At 62.0% G+C, this 14736-nt stretch carries 13 protein-coding genes; 4 read left to right on the top strand and 9 right to left on the bottom strand.

The window, feature by feature from the left end; genetic code table 11:
• Nucleotides 1-12: 12 nt before the first annotated feature.
• The 4 genes from B472_RS04210 to B472_RS04195 are packed head-to-tail and all read right to left on the bottom strand — an operon-like array spanning nucleotide 13 to nucleotide 4400.
• The gene (locus tag B472_RS04210) at nucleotides 13-1623 is read right to left on the bottom strand and encodes an acyl-CoA carboxylase subunit beta (protein ID WP_019425512.1); all 1611 of its coding nucleotides are present in this window, start codon (nucleotides 1621-1623) and stop codon (nucleotides 13-15) included.
• A complete protein-coding gene (locus B472_RS04205) occupies nucleotides 1620-2513 on the bottom strand; it encodes an SDR family oxidoreductase (RefSeq protein ID WP_019425511.1) in 894 nt (297 codons plus the stop codon). The genes B472_RS04210 and B472_RS04205 overlap by 4 nt, the downstream gene beginning before the upstream one ends.
• Complete coding sequence (locus B472_RS04200) at nucleotides 2510-3232, bottom strand: TetR/AcrR family transcriptional regulator (protein WP_019425510.1); 723 nt, start codon at nucleotides 3230-3232, stop codon at nucleotides 2510-2512. Before B472_RS04200 ends, B472_RS04205 begins: the two co-directional genes overlap by 4 nt.
• A 4-nt stretch (nucleotides 3233-3236) precedes the next feature.
• On the bottom strand, nucleotides 3237-4400 hold the full coding sequence (locus tag B472_RS04195) for an acyl-CoA dehydrogenase family protein (RefSeq protein WP_019425509.1): 1164 nt from the start codon (nucleotides 4398-4400) through the stop codon (nucleotides 3237-3239).
• Nucleotides 4401-4522: 122 nt separating this feature from the next.
• Between B472_RS04195 and B472_RS04190 the strand changes: the two genes are divergently transcribed.
• Nucleotides 4523-5728 (top strand): acetyl-CoA C-acetyltransferase, encoded by a 1206-nt coding sequence (locus tag B472_RS04190; RefSeq protein ID WP_019425508.1) that lies wholly within the window; start codon nucleotides 4523-4525, stop codon nucleotides 5726-5728.
• A gap of 22 nt (nucleotides 5729-5750) precedes the next feature.
• Complete coding sequence (locus tag B472_RS04185; RefSeq protein ID WP_026039241.1) at nucleotides 5751-7904, top strand: 3-hydroxyacyl-CoA dehydrogenase NAD-binding domain-containing protein; 2154 nt, start codon at nucleotides 5751-5753, stop codon at nucleotides 7902-7904.
• Nucleotides 7905-7961: 57 nt separating this feature from the next.
• Here the strand turns inward: B472_RS04185 and B472_RS04180 are convergent, their stop codons facing one another.
• The 4 genes from B472_RS04180 to B472_RS04165 are packed head-to-tail and all read right to left on the bottom strand — an operon-like array spanning nucleotide 7962 to nucleotide 12644.
• Nucleotides 7962-9227 carry a M20/M25/M40 family metallo-hydrolase gene (locus B472_RS04180; RefSeq protein ID WP_019425506.1) on the bottom strand — a complete coding sequence of 422 codons (1266 nt, stop codon included), beginning with the start codon at nucleotides 9225-9227 and terminating at the stop codon, nucleotides 7962-7964.
• Nucleotides 9224-10999, bottom strand: coding sequence for a 2-oxo-4-hydroxy-4-carboxy-5-ureidoimidazoline decarboxylase (uraD, locus tag B472_RS04175; RefSeq protein ID WP_019425505.1), 1776 nt, complete (start codon nucleotides 10997-10999; stop codon nucleotides 9224-9226). The genes B472_RS04180 and uraD overlap by 4 nt, the downstream gene beginning before the upstream one ends.
• A 2-nt stretch (nucleotides 11000-11001) precedes the next feature.
• Nucleotides 11002-11952, bottom strand: coding sequence for an allantoinase PuuE (puuE, locus tag B472_RS04170; RefSeq protein WP_019425504.1), 951 nt, complete (start codon nucleotides 11950-11952; stop codon nucleotides 11002-11004).
• A gap of 26 nt (nucleotides 11953-11978) precedes the next feature.
• Complete coding sequence (locus B472_RS04165; RefSeq protein WP_019425503.1) at nucleotides 11979-12644, bottom strand: GntR family transcriptional regulator; 666 nt, start codon at nucleotides 12642-12644, stop codon at nucleotides 11979-11981.
• 171 nt (nucleotides 12645-12815) lie between these two features.
• On the opposite strand from B472_RS04165, the gene uraH reads away from it, so the two are divergent.
• The gene (gene uraH, locus B472_RS04160; protein WP_019425501.1) at nucleotides 12816-13169 is read left to right on the top strand and encodes a hydroxyisourate hydrolase; all 354 of its coding nucleotides are present in this window, start codon (nucleotides 12816-12818) and stop codon (nucleotides 13167-13169) included.
• Between the two features lie 61 nt (nucleotides 13170-13230).
• On the opposite strand, the gene B472_RS04155 is transcribed toward uraH, so the two are convergent.
• Nucleotides 13231-14049 carry a PPK2 family polyphosphate kinase gene (locus B472_RS04155; protein ID WP_019425500.1) on the bottom strand — a complete coding sequence of 273 codons (819 nt, stop codon included), beginning with the start codon at nucleotides 14047-14049 and terminating at the stop codon, nucleotides 13231-13233.
• Nucleotides 14050-14087: 38 nt separating this feature from the next.
• Between B472_RS04155 and B472_RS04150 the strand changes: the two genes are divergently transcribed.
• Nucleotides 14088-14663 carry a thermonuclease family protein gene (locus B472_RS04150; RefSeq protein ID WP_019425499.1) on the top strand — a complete coding sequence of 192 codons (576 nt, stop codon included), beginning with the start codon at nucleotides 14088-14090 and terminating at the stop codon, nucleotides 14661-14663.
• Nucleotides 14664-14736: the final 73 nt, after the last annotated feature.

Below are 14736 nucleotides of genomic sequence, written 5' to 3'. Positions count from 1 at the left end.
GGTTTTGATGTTTCACATGCGGGCCACGCCAAACGGCATGGCGCGGGGGTGACGGGCTGCGGCTTCAAAGCAGGTGTCGAGGCAAAACGACAGCACGCTGCGGGTGTCACGCGGGTCGATCACGCCGTCGTCCAGCACCAGACCGCTGGTGTAAAAGGCATCGGCTTGTGCTTCAAACAGCTGCACGATCTTGTCGAATTGGGCTTGCATTTTTTCCGGGTCGGGCGTGATGCCTTTGCGCGCCATGCCCGCCTCGGTCACGATCTGCATGGTGCGAGCGGCTTGCTCGCCGCCCATCACGGCGGTTTTGGCACCGGGCCAGCTGAACAAAAAGCGCGGTGCGTAGCCGCGCCCGCACATGCCGTAATTGCCCGCACCAAAAGAGGCGCCGCACTGGATGGTGATTTGCGGCACCGTGGCGCTGGTCACCGCCTGGATCATCTTGGAGCCGTGCTTGATCATGCCGCCTTGCTCACTGTCTTTGCCCACCATGTAGCCGGTGGTGTTTTGCAAATAGATGAGGGGGTGGCCCAGCTGACACATCCACTGGATGAAGTGCGTGGCCTTGTTGGCCCCGGCCACATCGATCGGTCCGTTGTTGCTGATGAGGCCCACCGCATGCCCACCGATGCGCGCTTGCGCACACACGGTGGCTGCGCCAAACAGGGGCTTGAACTCGAGAAAATCCGAGTCGTCCACCAGCCGCAAGATGACTTCGCGCATGTCGATCGGTTCACGGTGGTGGGCGGGCATCAGGCCCAGCAGTTCTTCGCTGTCGTAGCGCGGGGGCTTGGCTGCTCGGTGTTGATTGTGTGCAGGCCAGTCCCAACGGGCCACCACATCGCGTGCGGTGCCCAGCGCATGGCGGTCGTCTTCACACAGGTACTCGCCCAGGCCCGACACGCTGGTGTGCATCTCGGCGCCGCCCAACTCTTCTTCGGTGGCCACTTCGCCGGTGGCGGCTTTGAGCAAAGGCGGCCCCGCCAAAAAGGCGCGTGACCTGCCGCGCACCATGATCACGGTGTCAGACAGGCCCGGCATGTAGGCCCCGCCCGCCGTGCCCGAGCCGTGTTGCACCGTGAGCACCGGCAGGCCTGCCGCTGACAGGCGAGCCAGGTTGCGGAACAGGCTGCCGCCCAGCACAAAACCTTCGACCTTGTACTGCATCAGGTTGGCCCCAGCGCTTTCGACCAGGTGCACAAAAGGCAGCTTGTTTTCCAGGGCCAACTCTTGCACACGCAAGATTTTTTCCAGGCCGCGTGCCTGAATGGCCCCGGCCTCGATGCCCGAGTCGCTGGCCACCACCATGCAGCGCACACCGTTGATGAAGCCAATGCCCGCGATCATGCCGCCGCCGGGCACCGACTTGGCCGGGTCGGGGGTGTCCTGCATGAAGCCTGCCAAAGCACACAGCGGCAAGAAGGGCGCACCCGGGTCGAGCAACAAAGCCACGCGCTGGCGAGGCAGCAATTGCCCACGCTTGTCGAACACCGGCTGGGATTGGGCCGAGGCAAGAGCTGCGCGATCTTGCAGGGCCTGCCACTGCGCCAAGCGCTCAAGCGCCGCTTGGCGCCGTTGCTGCGCCACAGGGCTGTGCGGGTTCCAGGTGGATTCAAAAGTCATTGGAATACCTTGGGGGTCACTGCGCGGTGAAAGCCATCAAAGGGTTTGACGGCATCGCGTGTTTGCACCTCGGCTTGGGCCACAGCTTGTTGCCAGCCCATGCGCATTTGGGGGCGGGCCCCGTCCACACGCAGCACGCTGCCGCTGATGAAGCTGGCGGCGGGCGACAGCAAAAACACAATCGCCGCCGAGGTCTCGGCCTCGGTGCCAAAGCGGCCCTGGGGCACGGTTTTGCGCATTTCGCGCAGCATGGGCCCTGCCTCGGGCGGGTAGTGGTCCATGCCGCTGCTGGCGATGTAGCCCGGGGCCACGGCATTCACACGCACACCTTGAGCGGCCCATTCCAATGCAGCGGTTTCGGTGAAGCTGACCATGCCGGCCCGCGCTGCGCCGCTGTGGCCCATGCCCGGCATGGAGCCCCACATGTCGGCCACGATGTTGACCACCGCGCCGCCATGCTGTTGCATGCTTTGGTTGAAGCACTCGCGTGCCACCAAAAAGCCACCGGTGAGGTTGGTGTCGATGACGGCTTGCCAGCCTTTGGCGCTGGTCTTGGCCAAGGGCGTGATGTATTGCCCGCCCGCGTTGTTGACCAGGCCGTGGATGCGCCCGTGCTGCTGCACCACCTGCGCGACCATGGCTTGGACATCGCCTTCGCGCCGAATGTCGCAGCTGTGCCAGCTCGCCTGGCCACCGTCACCCACGATCTCTTGCGCGGCGGCGCTCAGCTTGTCGGGGTTGCGGCCTACCAAAACAACGTGTGCGCCCAAGCTGGCCAATTCGTGCGCGGTGCAACGGCCAATGCCTGAGCCGCCGCCAGTGACCAGGATGACCTGCCCTTGGAGCAGGCCGGGCGCAAAGACGGATTGGTAAGGTGTGGCGGGTTTCATGCGGGTTCTCTCAAAAACAAGGCCAAGGCGGCCTCGGTCAAATCGTCCAGGGAGGCGCGTGGGGCACTGGGCCCTGTTGCTTTCGCCGCTGTTTGGCTTGAGCCTTTAACCGAGTGCTTGGCCCCAGTCGGCGTCAAGTTCTGACCGGTCGGCTGGTACCACTGCACCGCCCAGTTCAAAGCGCCAAAGATCATCAGTCGGGCCAAACCCACGGGGGCTTGCAGTTGCCGGCTGTCATGCAGCGCTTGCAGCACGGGCGTCCAGACGGCTTCGTACCCGTCCTTGATTTGGGTGATGGTTTGGCGCTGTTCGGCGCTCAGCGAGCGCCATTCGTAAAGCATCACAGGGATGAAGTCGCTGTCCGGTCCCAGCAGCACATCGAACTGGTTGCGGATCAGGGCACGCAGTTGTTCGCGTGGAGTCAATTCATCGGCCAGACCAGCGCAAGCGGCGGTTTGCCGTTGGCTGGCTTGTTTCATGCCCTCCACCATCACCGCCAGCAACAGGTCCTGCTTGTTGCCGAAGTGGTAGAAGGGCGAGCCCGGCTGCATGCCCACCAGCGCCGCAATCTCGCGTGTGCTGGTGGCGTCGTAGCCCTTGCGGTGAAACAGCTGCGCCGCGGCCGCGATCAGCGCCTGACGACGGTTGCCATCGTCGCGCTCGCCCTCGGTCTTGCGGGGGCGGCCGCGTGCACGTTTGGGCTCGGCCAGTTCGCTCATGCGTTCAGCGCCCCGCCAAACCCATGCTGCGCGAGATCACTTCTTTCATGATCTCGTTGGTGCCGCCGTAGATGCGTTGCACGCGCGCGTCGGCATAGGCGCGGGTGATGGGGTACTCCCACATGTAGCCGTAACCGCCGTGCAGCTGAACGCATTCGTCCATGACTTTGCACTGCAAATCCGAGCACCAGTACTTGGCCATGCTGGCCGTGGCAGTGTCCAGTTTGTCTTGCAGCAAGAGTTCAGAGCATTTGTCCACAAACACACGCGCCACCTGCACCTCGGTCTGCAATTCGGCCAGGGTGTAGCGGGTGTTCTGGTAGTTGCCCACGGCCTGACCAAACACCTTGCGGTCTTTCACATACTGCACCGTCCAGTCGATGGCCGCTTGCGCTGCGGCAATGCCGCCAATGGCGATTTGCAGGCGCTCCCAAGGCAGCTGCTCCATCAGGCAAATGAAGCCTTTGCCCTGCATGGCCGTGCCGCCCAGCAGCTGGTCGGGGCTGACCTTGACGTTGTCAAAGAACAATTCGGAGGTGTCTTGCGCTTTGAGGCCCAACTTCTTCAAGCGCTTGCCTTTTTCAAAGCCCGGCATGCCACGCTCGATCAAAAACAAGCTGGTGCCTTTGGCGCCGGCCGCTGGGTCGGTCTTGGCCACCAGGATCACCAAATCGGCGTGCCAGCCGTTGGTGATGAAGGTCTTGCTGCCGTTGATCAGGTAGCTGCCATCGTCTTGCAAAAGGGCCGTGGTTTTGACGCCTTGCAAGTCCGATCCCGCAGCCGGTTCGCTCATGGCGATCGCGCCCACCATCTCGCCACTGGCCAGCTTGGGCAGGTACTTTTGCTTTTGCGCTTCGGTGCCGTAATGCAGGATGTAAGGGGCGACGATCTCGCTGTGCAGGCCGTAACCGATGCCGGTAAAGCCTGCGCGTGAGAGTTCTTCCATCTGCACCACCGAATACAGCTTGTCGGCGTCTGACCCGCCATAGGCTTCGGGCAGGGTCATGCACAAAAAGCCGTTTGCACCCGCCTTGTCCCACACGGCGCGGTCCACATAGCCCTGCTCTTCCCAGGCGTCGTGGTGGGGGGCGATTTCCTTGTCCATGAAGCGGCGAAAGCTGTCGCGGAAGGCTTCGTGGTCGGCGGTAAAAAGGGTGCGTTCGATCATGGCTGTCACCTGTTGGACTGAATGGTTTTATTTATGCAAAGCGTTTGCTTGGTAAAAGTCTATACTGATCTCCAAAATCAGCAACACAGGGCAAACCCCCTGATGACCCCCAGGAGACAACCATGAGTGAAGCATTTGTTTACGACGCCATCCGCACGCCGCGTGGCAAAGGCAAAAAGGACGGCAGCCTGCACGAAGTCAAACCCATCAGCTTGCTGTCGGGCGTGTTGCGTGAACTGCAAAGCCGCAACCAGTTCGACACCGCTGCGGTAGACGACGTGGTCATGGGCGTGGTCTCACCCATTGGCGAACAAGGTTCGGTCATCCCCAAGGTCGCGGCCTTGGCGGCGGGTTGGGATTGGCGCTGCTCGGGTGTGCAACTCAACCGCTTTTGCGCTTCGGGTCTGGAGGCGGTCAACACCGCCGCCATGAAGGTGCGCAGCGGCTGGGAAGACCTGGTGGTGGCCGGGGGCCTGGAGAGCATGAGCCGCGTGCCGATTGGCTCGGACGGCGGCGCTTGGGCGCAAGACCCCGAGACCAACAGCGCCACGCTGTTTGTGCCCCAAGGCATTGGCGCAGACTTGATCGCGACCATGAGCGGCTTCAGCCGCCACGATGTCGACGCCTTCGCGGTGGAGTCGCAAAAGCGCGCCACGGCCGCGCGCGCAGCGGGCTATTTCGATGGCTCGGTGGTGCCCGTCAAAGACAAGCTCGGTCAGGTCATCTTGGCGCAAGACGAATTCATCAAGCCCAGCACCACGGTGGAAACTCTGGGCGGCCTCAAAGCCTCGTTTGAGCAGCTGGGCGCCATGGGCTTTGACGCCGTGGCTTTGCAGCGCTACCCGCAGGTTGAGCGCATCCACCATGTGCACCACGCGGGCAACTCGTCGGGCATTGTGGACGGCGCAGCGGCGGTGCTGATTGGGTCTGAAGCCGCTGGCCAAACCCATGGCCTCACGCCTCGCGCCCGCATCGTGTCGGTGGCCTTGTCGGGGGCCGATCCGACCATCATGCTGACGGGCCCCATGCCGGCCGCGCGCAAGGCGCTGGCCAAGGCGGGCCTCACGATTGACCAGATCGATTTGTTCGAAGTGAACGAAGCCTTTGCGGCTGTGCCCATGAAGTTCATGCAAGAGATGCATGTGCCGCACGACAAGGTGAACGTGAACGGGGGTGCCATTGCCATGGGCCACCCGCTGGGGGCCACGGGCGCCATGATTTTGGGCATCCTGATCGACGAGCTGCACCGCCGCAAGTTGCGCTACGGCTTGGCCACTTTGTGTGTGGGCGGCGGCATGGGCATTGCCACCATCGTTGAACGCGTTTGATTGGGGAGACAGCACCATGATTTTGAAAACACTGCGCTACGAACTGGCGGACGGCATCGCCACCATCACCTTTGACGAGCAAGGCTCGCCGGTCAACACCATGTGCCTGCAATGGCAGGCCGATCTGGCTCAGGCGGCGGCGCAAGTCGTGCAAGACAAAGCCCAGATCCGGGGCATCGTTCTGGCCTCGGCCAAGTCCACCTTTTTTGCGGGGGCTGATCTGAAGGGCGTGATGCGCTCGCAGGCCTCGGACGGCCCGCGTGTCTTTGCCGACATCGAAGGCATCAAGAAGGCTTTCCGTACCATCGAAACGCAAGGCGTGCCGGTGGTCAGCTGCCTCAATGGCTCGGCGCTGGGCGGCGGCTGGGAAGTGGCCTTGATCGGCCACCACCGCATCGCCACGGCCAACCCCAAAACACAATTTGGCCTGCCCGAAGTCACGCTGGGCTTGATTCCCGGTGGCGGCGGCATCACCAAAATGACGCGCCAACTGGGCCTGCTGGCCGCACAGCCCTATGTGCTGGAGAGCCAACTCTTTGGCCCCGAAGAAGCGCAAAAGCTCGGCCTGGTGCACGAACTGGTGGCCAGTGACGACCAGCTGCGCCCCCGTGCTTTGGCGCACATCGCGGCAAGCCAAGGCCAGCCCGAAGCGGCCCAACACCTGTGGGACCGAAAAGACTACAAAATGCCCGGCGGCACGCCGAGCAACCCCAAGATCGCGGGCATGCTGAGTGTGGCGCCGGCCGTGCTCAAGCAAAAAACACGCGGCCTTTACCCTGCACCCGAAGCGGCGCTGGCCGCCATGGTCGAAGGCGCGATGGTGGACTTTGACACCGCCATGCGCATCGAAAGCCGTTACCTGGCAGGTCTCATGACCAGCCAGGTGGCGCGCAACATGATCAACACCTTTTTCTTCAACATGAACAGCATCAAGGGCGGCCAAAGCCGCCCCAAGGCTGCACCGCGCTACAAGCCCCAAAAAGTGGGCATCTTGGGCGCGGGCATGATGGGCTCGGGCATTGCGTATGCGCAAGCCAGCCGCGGCATCGCCACCGTGCTCAAAGATGTGAGCATCGAGGCGGCTGAAAAAGGCAAGGCCTACAGCCACCAACTCACGCAAAAGCGCGTGGACAAAGGCCGCATGGCGGCGGACAAGCAAGCGGCCATGCTGTCACTCATCCAGCCCACGGCCAGCGCCGCAGACCTGAAGGGTTGCGACCTGATCATCGAAGCCGTGTTTGAAAATCGCGAACTCAAAGCCCGCGTCACGCAAGAGGCCGAGCCGATGCTCGCCGAAGGTGGTTTCTTTGCCAGCAACACCTCCACCTTGCCCATCAGCGGCCTGGCCACGGCCAGCGCCAAGCCCGAGAAATTTGTCGGCATCCACTTCTTCAGCCCGGTGGACAAGATGAAGCTGGTGGAGATCATCCGTGGCGCACAGACCGACGACGAGACCATTGCACGGGCCTACGACTACGTGCAGGCGCTGGGCAAGCTGCCGATCGTGGTGAACGATTCGCGGGGCTTTTACACCAGCCGCACCTTTGGCACCTTTGTGATGGAAGGCGCGGCCATGCTGGGCGAGGGCATCCCTGCGCCCGTGATCGAGAACCTGGCCATGCAAGTGGGCATGCCCGTGGGCCCACTGGCCGTGCTGGACGAAACAGCGCTGTCGCTGTCGGTGCATGTGCTGGACCAAACCCGCGAAGACTTGGCCAAGGAAGGTAAAACCCACACCGCCACGCCTGGCGAGTTGCTGGTCGAGCGCATGGTCAAAGAACTCAAACGCCCCGGCCGTGCCGCAGGCGGTGGTTTTTACGACTACCCCGCTGGCCAGAAAAAAGTGCTGTGGCCCGAACTGAAAACACGCTTTGAAAAATCAGGCGTCAGCTACAGCCAGCAAGACATCCAAGACCGCCTGCTGTACCGCCAAGCCGTGGAAACCGCCCGCTGCCTGCAAGAAGGCGTGCTGACCTCGGTGCACGACGGCAACATCGGCTCGATCTTCGGCATCGGCTTTCCGGCTTGGACGGGTGGCGCGTTGCAGTTCATTTATGGGCAAGGCGTGGATGCGTTTGCCAAGCGCTGCGCTGAACTGTCCGCAAAGTATGGCGCGGGCTTTGTGCTGACGGCGGAAGTCATCGACAGCTTGAAGCGGCATCAGCCGGTGTACTGACGGATGATTTGAACGAAGCAGGCCCGAGCGGGCCTGCCATTGGCTGATGGAGATCTGTCAGCTCAGCAAATCCAGCAGCGTGCGTGCAATCACCTTGGTCGCCCGGCGCAGGTCTTCCAGCTGCACATGCTCGTCGGCACGTTTGGCGTTGGATTCGAGCACGGTGCGCGGGCCTGCGCCGTAGATCACGCCGGGGATGCCGCGCTCCACGTACAGGCGCACGTCGGTGTAGAGCGGTGTGCCGATGGCGGGGATGGGCTCACCAAAGACCTCGCCGCCGTGTTTTTGAATCGCACTGACCAGTGGCTGGTTGCCGGGCAGGGGTTTCATGGCGTTGGCCAGCAGCATGCGGCGCACATCCACTTTCAGCACATGGCCACCGCGTGGGGGCTTGAAGCTGGCGGCGGCGTCGGCAATGGTTTGACGGATGCTGGCTTCGACTTCGGCCGGGTTCTCTTCGGGGATCATGCGGCGGTCGAGCTTGAAGCTGACTTTGCCGGGCACCACGTTGGTGTTGGTGCCGCCTTCGATCAGGCCCACGTTCAGATAGGGATGGCTGATGCCTTCAACCTTGGACGTGACCTTCAGGTATTGGGTGTTGAGCGCGAGCAGGGCGTTCAGGATGTGCACTGCGCCTTGCAGCGCGTCGGTGCCGCTGTCGGGGATGGCCGCGTGCGACATCTCGCCTTGCACGGTGACTTCCATTTGCAGGCAGCCGTTGTGCGCCGTCACCACTTGGTAGCTGAAACCTGCCGCGATCATCAAATCGGGCTTGGTCAGGCCCTTGGCCAGCAGCCAGCCGGGGCCCATTTCGCCGCCAAATTCTTCGTCGTAAGTGAAGTGCAGTTCAACACCACCTTTGAGCGGAGCTTTCAACGATTCGAGTGCGCGCGTGGCAAAGGTGAAGGTGGAAAAGTCGCATTTGCTCACGGCGGTGGCTCGGCCGTACATGGCGCCGTTGTGGATCTCGCCGCCATAAGGTGGATGTGTCCAGCCTTCGCCGGGGGGTACCACGTCACCGTGGGCGTTCAGGGCAATGGTTTTGCCCTCAGCATATTTGCGGCGCACGATCAGGTTGGTGACCGACTCCAGGCCATAGGCCTTCACTTCGGCAGTGGGCACGGTGTGCTTTTCGGCGACAAAGCCCATGGGGGCCAGCAGCTCGGCGGTCCGCTCAGCGTGGGGTGCGTTGTTGCCGGGCGGGGTGTCGGTGGGCACTTGCACCAAGGCCTGCATGAACTTGACCTGCTCGTCAAAGTGCGCGTCGATCCAGGCGTCGAGTTGTTGGTATTGTTGTTCGTGGTTGACGTGGGTAGCGCTCATGACAATTCCGTTGTAAGTTGGTGCAAAACATGGGTAAAGGCGTCCACACACAGTTGCATGTCGTCGCTGGTGGTCGATTCGCGGGGGTTGTGGCTGATGCCCCCGTTTTCGCCGCGCACAAACAGCATGGCTTGCGGCATGACTTCGTGCAGCTTCATGGCGTCGTGGCCTGCGCCGCTGGGCAGTTTGAACAGGGGCACGCCCAAAGCGCTCACGGCGCGTTCCCAGCGTGCTTGCCATTCGGGGGCGCTGGGCGCGGCGGCGGCGCTCATGGTCAATTCGACTTTGACGCGCACGCCACGGCGCTCGACAATTTGGTCGAGTTGCGCCATCACGTCGGCCACCAGCGCGTCGCGTTGCGCGTCGGTGGGGGCGCGCATGTCCAGGCTGAACAGGCAGCGGCCGGGCACCACGTTGATCGAGCCGTTGGGCACTTGCAATTGGCCGATGGTGGCCACCGAGTCACCGTCTTGGGCCGCGCGCTGCTCCATGTAGAGCGCCAGTTCTGCCACGGCGCAGGCGGCGTCGCGGCGGCGGTCCATGGGGGTGGTGCCTGCGTGGCTGGCGGTGCCGATCATCTCGCACTGGTAGCGCACGCCACCGTTAATCGACGTGACCACGCCCAGCGGGATGTTCATTTCGTTGAGCACCGGGCCTTGCTCGATGTGCACTTCAACAAAGCCGAGGTATTGCGCCGGGTCGCGCTGGATTTTGGGGATGTCGTCGATGCACAGCCCTGCGTGCTGCATGGCCGCGCGCAGGGTGATGCCGTCGGCGTCTTGCTGGTCCAGCCAGGCGGGGTTGAACTGGCCAATGAGCGCGCCCGAGCCGAGGAAGGTGGCCTTGTAGCGTTGGCCTTCTTCTTCGGCAAAGGCCACGACCTCGATGCCAAAGGGCAGGCGTTTGCCCTGCTGGTGCAGCTGCTGGACACAGGCCATGGGCACGAAGATGCCCAGGCGGCCGTCATACTTGCCGCCGTTGCGCACGGTGTCGTAGTGGGAACCCGTCATCAGGTATTTGGCGCCTGCAGTGGCCGGCTGGTAGCGGCCCACCACATTGCCCACGGCATCGGTGTAGACCTGATCAAAACCGCAGTCGCGCATGTTTTGGGTGATGCGCTGGGCGCAGGCGCGGTGCGCGTCGGTCAGGTACGTCACGGTCAGTTGGCCCAGTTCGGCAAAGCCGGGGTCACTGTGTTGGGCCAACTTTTCCTGCCAGTCCCAGACCTGGTGGCCCAGTGTGGGTTCCACGCCAAACTTGTCGTTCAGGCGGATCTCGACAATGCGGTGGATGTTGCGCAGGCACTCTTGCAATTCCATGTCGGGGTGGCCGAACAGGCGGCGCTCAAAGGCATCGATGATCTGTTTTTTGCCCAAGCCCACGCCCCGCGGGCCGCGCACCGCCAGGATGAAGGGCCAGCCGAACTTGGCGTTGTAGTCGGCGTTGAGCTTTTGGATTTTGGCGAACTCTTCGGGCGTGCAGTCGGTCAAGCCCGCCTTGGACTGTTCGTTGGTGGATTCGGCCGTCAGCGTTTTGCTGACCATGGCCTTGCCCGCCAACTCGGGGTGGGCGCGGATCAGGCCCAGCTGCGCGTCGCGCCCGGCGTGCGCCAGCACCTCGCACAGGGCGTGCTTGAGGTGGGCCAGTGATTGAAAGGGGCGTTGCGCCAGCGCTTGCTCGGCGATCCAGGGCGAGTGCTCGTACAGGCCGTCGAGCATTTGCGCGGCATCGGCCTGCGATGCGCGGTTGAGTTGTTCCAGCGTGATGGGCATGCTCAGTCCTTGTTGGGGTGTGTGGCTTTCCAGTGGCGTGCAATGTCGATGCGCCGCGCCACCCAGACTTTGTCGTGGGACTGGATGTGGTCCAAAAAGCGTTGCAAGGCTGTGATGCGGCCGGGGCGTCCGAGCAGGCGGCAGTGCATGCCGATGCTCATCATCTTGGGCGCGTTGTCGCCATTCGGGTCACCCTCGGCATACAGCGCATCAAACGTGTCTTTCATGTACTGGAAGAACGGGTCGGCGTGCGAATAACCTTGGGGCAGCGCAAAGCGCATGTCGTTGCAGTCCAGCGTGTAAGGCACGATGAGTTGGGGCGCATCGGTGCCGTCGCTTTTGCGCACTTTCATCCAGAAGGGCAGGTCTTCGCCGTAATAGTCGCTGTCGTATTCAAAGCCGCCAAAGTCGGCCACCAGGCGGCGCGTGTTGGGGCTGTCGCGCCCGGTGTACCAGCCCAGGGGCCGCTCGCCGGTCAGCTTCTGAATGATCGCCATCGCCTCGGCCATGTGGGCGCGTTCGGTGGCTTCATCGATGTTTTGGTAGTGGATCCACTTGAGACCGTGGCAGGCGATGTCGTAGCCCAGCGCTTGGAAGGCGGCGGTCAACTCAGGGTGCTTTTGCAGTGCGGTGGCCACGCCAAACACGGTGAGCGGCAGGCCGCGCTTTTCAAACTCGCGCAGGATGCGCCACACGCCTGCACGCGATCCGTATTCGTAAATGCCTTCCATGCTGATGTGCCGCTCGGGGAAGGACGCGGGGTTGAACATCTCGGACAAAAACTGCTCGGAACCCGCATCGCCGTGCAGCACCGAGTTTTCACCGCCTTCTTCGTAGTTCAAGACAAATTGCACCGCGATGCGGGCGCCGCCAGGCCATTGCGCGTGCGGCACGTGGCGGCCGTAGCCAATAAGGTCGCGGGGGTAGGGCAGGGTGCTGTCGTAGGTGCTCATGGTTGCTCTTGCGGGTGCGAAAAGGTTCAGGCCAAGGCCAGGGAAATGTCGTGGGTGGGCACTTTGCGGTCAAAGGTCAGGCTGGCTTCAACGTGCAGCAAGTGCTCGTGCATCAGGCGAACAGCCAAGTCAGAGTCTTGCGCTTCGAGCGCGGCCACGATGGCCACATGCTCGTCGGTGGAGTGCTCGGCCTCGTTGCGTGACTGGTACATCAGCGTGATCAGGGCGCAACGCGAGATCAAGTCCCCCAGCACCTGGGCCAACACATCGTTGTGCATCAGCTCGGCCATGCGCACATGGAAGTCGCCCAACAGTTCGGTGCGGCCGGTGATGTCGCCCTGCGTCACGGCTTCGCGCTCTTGCTTGATGTGGTCTTTGAGGGATGCGATTTGTTCGGGCGTGACCTGTTTGACAAAGGCACGTGTCATTTCGGCTTCGAGCATGCGGCGCACGGCAAAGACCTGTTGGGCTTCTTCGACCGAGGGGGCCGCCACAAACGCGCCGCGTGCGGGCTCTAAACGAATCAGGCGGTTTTGCGACAGCTGAAACAGCGCTTGGCGCACCAAGGTCCGCGACACGCCAAAATGGTCGGCCAGTTTTTGTTCGGCCAGTTTGGAGCCGGGCAAAAGCCGGTGCTCCACGATGGCGCGGGTCAGGGATTCGACGATGTGGTGCGTGGTAGAAATTTCCATGTCTCGCAGTCCCTTTGGGTGGCTTCACCCAGCGGTTTTGGTGTGGTTGGTGCAAATCATAGCCATCAAATGCAAAATTGTATACACTTCGGTCGACCGGTTTGTGGGGCCGTCTAAAGCCTTGCCAAAACCATCCTTTTGACCCCATTCAAGAAACAAGCGAGCAAAACCATGGGATTGAGCACACACGTTCTGGACACCATGCACGGCTGCCCTGCTGCAGGCATGCAAGTGGCCCTGTACACCACGCAGGGCGATCAGGCCACTTTGGTCAAAAGCTTCACCCTCAACCACGACGGTCGCAACCCCGATGGCATGCTTTACGACCACGCCAGCTTGCGCAAAGGCACCTACCGGTTGGTGTTCAATGTGAGCGACTACTTCAAGGCCAAAGGCGTGGAATTGCCTGAACCCAATTTTCTGAACCGCGTGTCTTTGGACTTTGGCGTGGCCCACGAAGACCAGCACTACCACGTGCCCCTGCTGGCCAGCCCCTGGAGTTATTCGACGTATCGCGGTTCCTGAAAGCCATCGGGGCCCGTCTTCGGTGAAACGACCGGAGCGGAACTGTGGGCCAGAGTTGTACTCAAGTCAGTTTGACTTTGGACAGGTTGAAACTGGGCTTCGGGGGCTTGAGTTTCATGTTTTCCAGGGTTTGCACGATCAACCCGGCCACGAAACTGTCCCGATAAGGCTTGCTGTCGGCCGGCACCACGTACCACGGGGATTCGGGCGTGCTGGTGGCGCTCAGTGCATCTTCGTAGGCCTGGTTGAATTGGGGCCACAGCTCGCGGTCGTCAAAATCCGAAGGCTGCAGCTTCCAATGTTTGCGCGGGTCATCCAGCCGGGCTTGCAGGCGTTTCTTTTGTTCGGATTTGGAAATGTGCAAATAGCACTTCAAAACGCTGATGCCCGCGTTGTGCAGCAAAGACTCGAAGTGCAGGATGTTGCCGTACCGTTGTTGGCAGGTTTCCTCGTCAATCACGCCCCGCACACGGGTGACCAGCACATCTTCGTAGTGGCTGCGGTTGAAAATCACCATTTCGCCCCGCGCAGGCGCTTTGGCATGGATGCGCCACAAAAAGTCATGGCGGCTTTCCAGCTCTGTGGGCACGCCAAAGGCTTCGGCCCGCACGCCCAAGGGGCTGACGTGGGTGAAAACGCTGCGGATCACGCCGTCCTTGCCCGAGGTGTCCATGCCCTGAAAAACGACCAGCAAGCCCCGGGTCTTGGCTGCATGCAGGGTGCTTTGCAATTTGTCGAGCTTTTCGCCCATGTCTGCCAAGTGCGCCGCCAATTCGTCGCCAGAAAGTTGCCCTTGGGTGGGAGGCTCGGTGTCAAAGTCCGAAAGCTGGCATTTGCCCTTGGGTGAGACATACCAAGGGGTGTAGTCGGTGTTGGGCATGGGGACAGTGTAGACGCTCAGTCGGCTAAGCTCCTGCCATGTTGAGGCCTTTGATATTCATTGTTGCGGTGGCTTTGTCGGCATGCGGCGGTGGGGACGGTGCGAGTTTTGCGCCTGCAACGGGCAACACGCATTGCGGTGTGAGCGTGGGCACCCAGCGCATCTCAGGCGTGGTCACATCGGTGCACGACGGTGACACGATCACCGTGGGCGGTGAATCCATTCGGCTTGCCAGCATCGACGCCCCCGAGCTGGACCAAGCCTATGGCCTATTGTCACGGGCGCATTTGTCCGCCATGGTCTTGGGCCAGACGGTCACCGTGGCCTACGCGGAAAAAGACCGCTACGACCGGGTGGTGGGCACCGTTTTCAAGACCGACTGCGCCCATGTCAACCAGAACATGGTCTGGGTGGGCGCCGCTTGGTATTACGAGGCCTTTCAATGCGAGATCGATATCCGCCAACGGCAAGCCTATGCCGCGGCACAGGCACAGGCCCGAGCGGTCCAAAGGGGTTTGTGGTCGGCTGAGGCTTTGGCCCCGTGGGTGTACCGCAACGGTGTGGATGCCAAAGTACCCAACAGCTGCCCCAATGGCGATGCGGCTTCGTTGTAAATGGGCGTATTTGCCCGTTCTCTTTGAAAAAGCCATCCACAGCGGGTTTTCCCTCTCTAAAATCAAGCTTTCC

Origin of the sequence: Limnohabitans sp. Rim28 (genome assembly GCF_000293865.2) — a bacterium.
Lineage (GTDB): Bacteria > Pseudomonadota > Gammaproteobacteria > Burkholderiales > Burkholderiaceae_C > Limnohabitans_A.
The sequence above is the reverse complement of the archived record's forward strand: the minus strand, read 5'-3'. Positions and strand labels throughout refer to the sequence as shown.